The organism is Pseudomonas sp. ICBG1301 (assembly GCF_016918385.1).
In the GTDB taxonomy this organism is placed as follows: domain Bacteria; phylum Pseudomonadota; class Gammaproteobacteria; order Pseudomonadales; family Pseudomonadaceae; genus Aquipseudomonas; species Aquipseudomonas palleroniana.
Window position 1 is genome coordinate 602,666 of the sequence record NZ_JAEKGB010000004.1, and the last position, 7,223, is coordinate 609,888.

The following is a 7,223-nucleotide window of genomic DNA, read 5'->3' on the forward strand; positions in this document are numbered from 1 at the left end:
GCGGGCAGGCGAACAGAGTAGGCCTGGGCTGGGAGCTGATCAAGGAAAGTGTAGGGCGGGGGGCGTGTCTTGTCTGGGCGGGCCTCATCGGGGGCAAGCCCCCTCCCACATTTGACTGCATTCACACATCTGAACGTGTGAACACCGTAGTGTGGGAGGGGGCTTGCTCCCGATGGGAGCGCTGCGGTTTATCAGTTACTGCGCCGTCTGGCCCACTTCACGCAACGGCTTGCCACGCACCGGCGCATCGCCGGCGACATAGTAGTCGGCGGTGCTGCGCGGCAGTGGCTGGCGGCCACGGATCTTGTCGGCGATTTTCTCGGCGATCATGATCGTCGGCGCGTTCAGGTTGCCGGTGGTGATGATCGGCATGATCGACGCATCGACCACACGCAGGCCTTGCATGCCATGCACGCGGCCCTGGCCATCCACTACCGCCATGTCGTCGGTGCCCATCTTGCACGAGCAGGACGGGTGGAACGCGGTTTCGGCATGCTCACGGATGAACTTGTCCAGTTGCTCATCGGTTTGCACTTCGATGCCCGGGCTGATTTCGCGGCCACGGTAGGGGTCCAGGGCCGGTTGCGCCATGATTTCACGGGTCAGGCGGATGCCGTCGCGGAACTCCTGCCAGTCCTGTTCGGTGGCCATGTAGTTGAAGAGAATGCTCGGGTAGTCCCTTGGGTTCTTCGACTTCAACTGGATGCGACCCCGGCTTGGCGAACGCATGGAGCCCATGTGTGCCTGGAAACCGTGCTCTTTCACACCGTTACTGCCGTTGTAGTTAATCGCCACCGGCAGGAAGTGGTACTGGATGTTCGGCCATTCGAATTCTTCACGGGTACGGATGAAACCGCCCGCTTCGAACTGGTTGCTGGCGCCGATGCCGGTGCCGTTGAACAGCCACTCGGCACCGATGGCCGGCTGGTTGTACCAGAGCAGCGACGGGTACAGCGACACGGGCTGGGTGCATGCATATTGCAGGTACAGCTCCAGGTGGTCCTGCAGGTTTTCGCCGACGCCTGGCAGGTCGTGGACCACCGGGATATCGAGGCTTTCCAGCAGCTTGGCCGGGCCAACACCGGAGCGTTGCAGCAGTTGCGGCGAAGCGATTGCGCCGCTGCACACGATGACTTCTTTGCGCGCACGGGCTTCGACGCGCTCTTCAGCCGCGCCGATCAAGTAACGCACGCCAACCGCACGCTTGCCTTCGAACAGCACTTTGTCGGTGAGGGCGTGGGTGACGATGGTCAGCGTCGAGCGCTTCTTGGCGGTGTCCAGGTAACCGCGTGCGGTGCTGGCGCGACGGCCCTTGGGCGTGACGGTACGGTCCATCGGGCCGAAACCTTCTTGCTGGTAGCCGTTCAAGTCTTCGGTGCGCGGGTAACCGGCCTGCACGCCGGCTTCAACCATGGCGTGGAACAGCGGGTTGTTGCCGGGCTTGGGCGTGGTCACGCTGACCGGGCCATCGCCGCCGTGCCAGTCGTTGGGGCCGATGTCGCGGGTTTCCGCTTTGCGGAAATACGGCAGGCAGTCGAGGTAGGTCCAGTCTTCCAGGCCCGGCAGTTTCGCCCAGCCGTCGTAGTCCATCGCGTTACCACGGATGTAGCACATGCCGTTGATCAGGGAAGAGCCACCCAGGCCCTTGCCGCGACCACATTCCATGCGCCGGCCGTCCATGTGTGGTTCCGGGTCGGTTTCGTAGGCCCAATTGTAGCGGCGGCCTTGCAGCGGGAACGCCAGCGCCGCAGGCATTTGCGTGCGGAAGTCGAAGCGGTAGTCAGGGCCGCCGGCTTCCAGCAGCAGAACGGTGACGCCTTCGTCTTCGGTCAGACGGGTCGCCAGGGTGTTGCCGGCGGAACCGGCACCCACAATGATGTAATCGTATTCTTGGGACATGAATGCACCCTCTTTTGGAGTTGGGTCAGCGGGGGCCTCATCGGGGGCGAGCCCCCTCCCACATTTGACTGCATTCACACATCTGAACATGTGAACACAGTCAGTGTGGGAGGGGGCTTGCTCCCGATGGCGGCCTCAAAGGCAACACAAGTCTCGGGCTGTCAGAACACCGAGACGTAGTCGCCCAGCTCAACCTGTACCGATTTGATGCGGGTGAAGTTGTTCAGCGAGCTGATGCCGTTCTCACGACCCACACCGGATTGCTTGTAGCCGCCGACCGGCATCTTCGCGTCGGATTCGCCCCAGGCGTTGATCCAGCAGATGCCCGCTTCCAACTGATGAATCACACGGTGGGCGCGGTTCAGGTCTTTGGTGACCAGGCCGGCAGCCAGGCCGAAGTCGGTGTCGTTGGCGCGGCGGATCACTTCTTCTTCGGTTTCGTAGGTGAGGATGCTCATCACCGGGCCGAAGATTTCTTCGCGCACGATAGTCATGTCGTCGGTGCAGTCGGTGAACACGGTCGGGGCCACGAAGGCGCCTTTGGCGAATTCGCCGTCAGTCAGGCGGTCGCCGCCGCACAGCAGGCGGGCGCCTTCTTCTTTGCCTTTGGCGATGTAGCCCAGCACGCTTTCCATGTGCGCAAAGCTGACCAGCGGGCCGAAGTTGGTGTTGTCATCTTGCGGGTTGCCCACGCGAATGCGCGCAACACGCTCGACGATCTTGGCTTCGAACGCCGCTTGCAGGTGTTTGGGCACGAACACGCGAGTGCCGTTGGTGCAGACCTGGCCGGAGCTGTAGAAGTTGGCCATCATCGCAGTGTCGGCGGCGCGGTCGAGGTCGGCGTCGTCGAAGATGATCAGCGGCGACTTGCCGCCCAGTTCCATGGTCACGTCTTTGAGCGAAGAGCTCGAAGCGCTGGCCATGACTTTCTTGCCGGTGTCGGTGCCGCCGGTGAACGAGACTTTCTCGATGCGCGGGTGCTCGGTCAGCCAGGTGCCGACTTCACGGCCGCTGCCGGTCAGCACGTTGAACACGCCCGCCGGAACGCCGGCTTCGGTGTAGATCTCGGCCAGTTTCAGGGTGGTCAGCGAAGTGACTTCGCTTGGCTTGAAGATCATCGCGTTACCCGCAGCCAGGGCGGGTGCGGATTTCCACAGGGCGATCTGGATCGGGTAGTTCCACGCGCCGATACCGGCCACTACGCCCAGCGGCTCGCGGCGGGTGTAGACGAACGCCGTGTCGCGCAGCGGGATTTGCTCGCCTTCGATGGCCGGCACCAGGCCCGCGTAGTATTCCAGCACGTCGGCGCCGGTGACGATGTCGACGTATTTGGTTTCGGACAAGGCTTTACCGGTGTCCAGGGTTTCCAGCTCGGCCAACTCGTCGTTGCGCTCGCGCAGGATGTCGACGGCACGACGCAGGATGCGCGAGCGCTCCATGGCGGTCATGGCAGCCCAGATCTTCTGGCCTTTTTCGGCGCTGACCACGGCGCGTTCAACGTCTTCTTTCGTCGCACGTTGCACTTTGGCGAGAACTTCACCGTTAGCCGGGTTGATGGCTTCGAAAGTGGCATCGCTGCCAGCGTCGGTGTAGCCGCCGTCAATGTAGAGTTTTTGCAGTTCGAAACGGGCCATAAAGTCCTCGCAAGTGCATAAGTGGTTGGCGTTAACCTCCAAACAGTGAGCCACAAGGTGCTGGCGGCACTGACCGGAAGCGGTTCAGGGGTTGAGCGGTTATGTGTGCTCTAACTCACCTGCTTGGCCAATTGGAAATCCATGTATTCGTACGCGATCCGTTGCGCCTGCTCCGTGTCGAAAGCGTCTCCCGACAGGGCGCCGCGCAACCACAAACCGTCGATCAGGGCCGCCAGGCCTCGGGCTGCTTTGCGTGCACGCGGCAGCGGCAGCACTCGGCGAAACTGGCAGCACAGGTTGGAATACAGACGTTGATCGTTGATCCGCTGCAACCTGTGCAATGACGGGTGGTGCATGCTGGCTGCCCAGAAGGCCAACCAGGTTTTCATTGCCGGGCCGTTGACCTGGCTGGCGTCGAAGTTGCCTTCGATGATCACCTGAAGGTGCGCCCGTGGGCTGTCATCCTTCAGGGCACGTCTGCGTTCGTGGACGTTCTCGATCAGCGCATTCATCAAGTACCGCATCGTTGCGGCGATCAGGCCGTTCTTGTCCTGAAAGTAGTGACTGATGATGCCGTTCGAAACGCCGGCCAAACGGGCGATCAACGCAATGCTGGCATCCCCCATTCCGACCTGATCGATGGCCGTCAACGTGGCTTCGATCAACTGCTGGCGGCGTATGGGTTGCATACCGACCTTGGGCATGTAGCACCTCTCGTTAGGCCTGCGGCGGACGTCAGACGTCCGTCGGCTTGAAGGCCAGTCTATTTTGTTTTGATTGAACGTTCAATCAACAAAGAATAAGATCTGCGACAAATGGTCGCTGCCTACAGATATTTCCTACCTGCGAGCCGCGACATCTGACACCTGCAAAAACCCTTGAAACAGGCCGTGACAGGGCTTGGCCACTGCTTCGGCGGGGTACAAGAATTTTCGGGGTGTCTTTATAACACCCGTCCGTCGACTGCCGAAAAATCGATGTCCCGGGATAACCGTTGCCTTGTGTTTCTCTTTCGCACTGCCCGGAGCATCTGCGCCATGAGTTCTGCCTCTCTTATAAAGACCCCACCGGAAAAGGTGCGGGTCAACGGTTGGGTGTTCTACACCTCTACCGTGCTGATTCTTTTGCTGACTGCCATTCTGATCATCGCCCCGCAGGAGGCCGGGCGCATGCTCGGCGTAGCCCAGGCGTGGCTTTCCAAAAGCTTCGGCTGGTACTACATGGTCGTCATCGCCGCCTACCTGGTATTTGTGGTGGGGCTGGCGTTTTCGTCCTACGGCAAGTTGAAACTGGGCAGCAAGGACGACACCCCGGACTTCAGCTACGGCGCCTGGGCCGGCATGTTGTTCTCGTCGGGCATCGGTATCTCGCTGTTGTACTTCGGCGCTTCGGAACCGTTGGACCACTACTTCAACCCGCCCGAAGGCGCCGCTGCCAGCAACAGTGCGGCGCGCCAGGCACTGCAACTGACCTTCCTGCACTGGGGCCTGCATGGCTGGGCGATCTACGCGCTGGTCGGCTTGGCCGTGGCGTACTTTGCGTACCGTCATAACCAGCCGCTGGCCTTGCGTTCGGCCTTGTATCCGCTGGTGGGCGAGCGTTGGGTGAAAGGTGCGGCCGGCCACGCGGTGGACGGTTTCGGCATGTTCGTGACCCTGCTGGGCCTGGTGACGAACCTGGGGATTGGTGCGATGCAGGTGTCGTCTGGGCTGGAAAACCTGTTCGGCATGGAACACAACAACACCAACCTGTTGATCGTGATCATCGTGATGAGCACGGTGGCGACCATTGCGGCGGTGTCGGGTGTGGAGAACGGTATTCGCCGCTTGTCCAACCTCAACATCATGCTGTTCAGCGGCCTGCTGATCTTTGTGTTGTTGTTCGGCCCGACCCTGCACCTGCTCAACGGTTTCGTGCAGAACATCGGCGACTACATGAACGGCCTGGTGCTGAAAACCTTCGACCTGTACGTGTATGAGGGTGACGCCGACAAGACCGAGCGCTGGATGGGCCTGTGGACCCTGTTCTACTGGGCCTGGTGGATTTCCTGGGCGCCATTCGTGGGCATGTTCATCGCGCGTATTTCCCGTGGTCGCACCGTGCGTGAGCTGGTGGCCGGCGTGCTGCTGATTCCGCTGGGCTTCACCCTGGCGTGGTTGTCGATCTTCGGTAACTCGGCCCTGGACCTGGTGCTCAACCACGGCGCGGTGGAGTTGGGCAAGACGGCGCTGGAACAGCCGTCCATGGCCATCTACCAACTGCTTGAGCATTACCCGGCGTCGAAAGTCGTCATCGGTGTGTCGATCTTTGTGGGGTTTGTGCTGTTCCTGACCCCGGCGGATTCCGGCGCGGTGATGATGGCCAACCTTTCCTGCAAAGGCGGCAACGTGGACGAAGATGCGCCGCACTGGCTGCGTATCTTCTGGTCGGCGGTGATTACCCTGGTGACCATCGGCTTGCTGTTTGCCGGTAACTTCGAAGCCATGCAAACCATGGTGGTGCTGGCGGGGCTGCCGTTCTCGGTGGTGCTGGTGTTCTTCATGTTCGGTTTGCACAAGGCCATGCGCCAGGATGTGGCCATCGAACAGGAGCAGGCGCAATTGGCCGAACGTGGCCGTCGTGGTTTCAGCGAGCGTTTGACTGCACTGGACCTGCAACCGAGCCAGGGCACCGTGCAACGCTTCATGGACAAGCACGTGACACCTGCGCTGGAAGAAGCGGCGACGGCGCTGCGCGATCAGGGGCTGGAAGTGCAGACCTTGTTGGGCAAGTCCAAGCGCTGCATCGGTGTGCGTATCGAGATGGCGGAGGGCAATCCGTTTGTCTATGAAGTGAGCCTGGATGCTTACTCGTCGGCACCGAGCGACCTGCCCGAGGAAGAGCGCACGCGTTACTACCGGGCTGAGGTCTACCTGCACAACGGGCCTCAGGAATACGACCTGATGGGCTTCACCCAGGAGCAGATCACTCGGGATGTGCTCGACCAGTTTGAAAGCCATCGGCAACTCCTTGGCCGTGTCTACAGCTAGCCGCTGAATGCTCGTTCCCACGCTCCGCGTGGGAATGCATCCTGTGATGCTCCGCGTCACGGCTTTTAAGAGCAGACGCGGAGCGTCGATGGCTACATTCCCACGCAGAGCGTGGGAACGATCAGATGGTGGAGGGCAGCACCGAGCGACCTGCCCGAGGAAGAGCGCACGCGTTACTACCGGGCTGAGGTCTACCTGCACAACGGGCCTCAGGAATACGACCTGATGGGCTTCACCCAGGAGCAGATCACCCGGGATGTGCTCGACCAGTTTGAAAGCCATCGGCAACTCCTTGGCCGTGTCTACAGCTAGCCGCTGAATGCTCGTTCCCACGCTCCGCGTGGGAATGCATCCTGTGATGCTCCGCGTCACGGCTTTTAAGAGCAGACGCGGAGCGTCGATGGCTACATTCCCACGCAGAGCGTGGGAACGATCAGATGGTGGAGGGCAGCACCGAGCGACCTGCCCGAGGAAGAGCGCACGCGTTACTACCGGGCTGAGGTCTACCTGCACAACGGGCCTCAGGAATACGACCTGATGGGCTTCACCCAGGAGCAGATCACCCGGGATGTGCTCGACCAGTTTGAAAGCCATCGGCAACTCCTTGGCCGTGTCTACAGCTAGCCGCTGAATGCTCGTTCCCACGCTCCGCGTGGGAATG

The 7,223-nt window shown here is 61.1% G+C and carries 4 protein-coding genes and 2 pseudogenes; 3 read left to right on the forward strand and 3 right to left on the reverse strand.

Annotation, left to right across the window (positions count from 1 at the left end; all coding sequences use genetic code 11):
• Positions 1 to 195: 195 nt before the first annotated feature.
• The 3 genes from betA to betI all read right to left on the reverse strand — a co-directional run bounded on the left by betA (position 196) and on the right by betI (position 4,237).
• Complete coding sequence (betA, locus tag JBE38_RS12890; RefSeq protein WP_161548682.1) at positions 196 to 1,899, reverse strand: choline dehydrogenase; 1,704 nt, start codon at positions 1,897 to 1,899, stop codon at positions 196 to 198.
• Positions 1,900 to 2,060: 161 nt separating this feature from the next.
• A complete protein-coding gene (betB, locus tag JBE38_RS12895; RefSeq protein WP_090368320.1) occupies positions 2,061 to 3,533 on the reverse strand; it encodes a betaine-aldehyde dehydrogenase in 1,473 nt (490 codons plus the stop codon).
• 110 nt (positions 3,534 to 3,643) lie between these two features.
• A complete protein-coding gene (betI, locus tag JBE38_RS12900) occupies positions 3,644 to 4,237 on the reverse strand; it encodes a transcriptional regulator BetI (protein WP_060753387.1) in 594 nt (197 codons plus the stop codon).
• Between the two features lie 390 nt (positions 4,238 to 4,627).
• On the opposite strand from betI, the gene JBE38_RS12905 reads away from it, so the two are divergent.
• The 3 genes and pseudogenes from JBE38_RS12905 to JBE38_RS12915 form a co-directional block, all read left to right on the forward strand.
• Complete coding sequence (locus tag JBE38_RS12905) at positions 4,628 to 6,562, forward strand: BCCT family transporter (RefSeq protein ID WP_235594017.1); 1,935 nt, start codon at positions 4,628 to 4,630, stop codon at positions 6,560 to 6,562.
• A gap of 81 nt (positions 6,563 to 6,643) precedes the next feature.
• Positions 6,644 to 6,874 (forward strand): annotated as a pseudogene (locus JBE38_RS12910) (BCCT family transporter); the annotation flags it as partial.
• 81 nt (positions 6,875 to 6,955) lie between these two features.
• Positions 6,956 to 7,186 (forward strand): annotated as a pseudogene (locus tag JBE38_RS12915) (BCCT family transporter); the annotation flags it as partial.
• Between the last annotated feature and the right edge of the window lie 37 nt (positions 7,187 to 7,223).

Coding starts and splice junctions, on each gene's coding strand:
- betA (WP_161548682.1), bottom strand. CDS start 1,899: ATGTCCCAAGAATACGATTACATCATTGTGGGTGCCGGTTCCGCCGGC.
- betB (WP_090368320.1), bottom strand. CDS start 3,533: ATGGCCCGTTTCGAACTGCAAAAACTCTACATTGACGGCGGCTACACC.
- betI (WP_060753387.1), bottom strand. CDS start 4,237: ATGCCCAAGGTCGGTATGCAACCCATACGCCGCCAGCAGTTGATCGAA.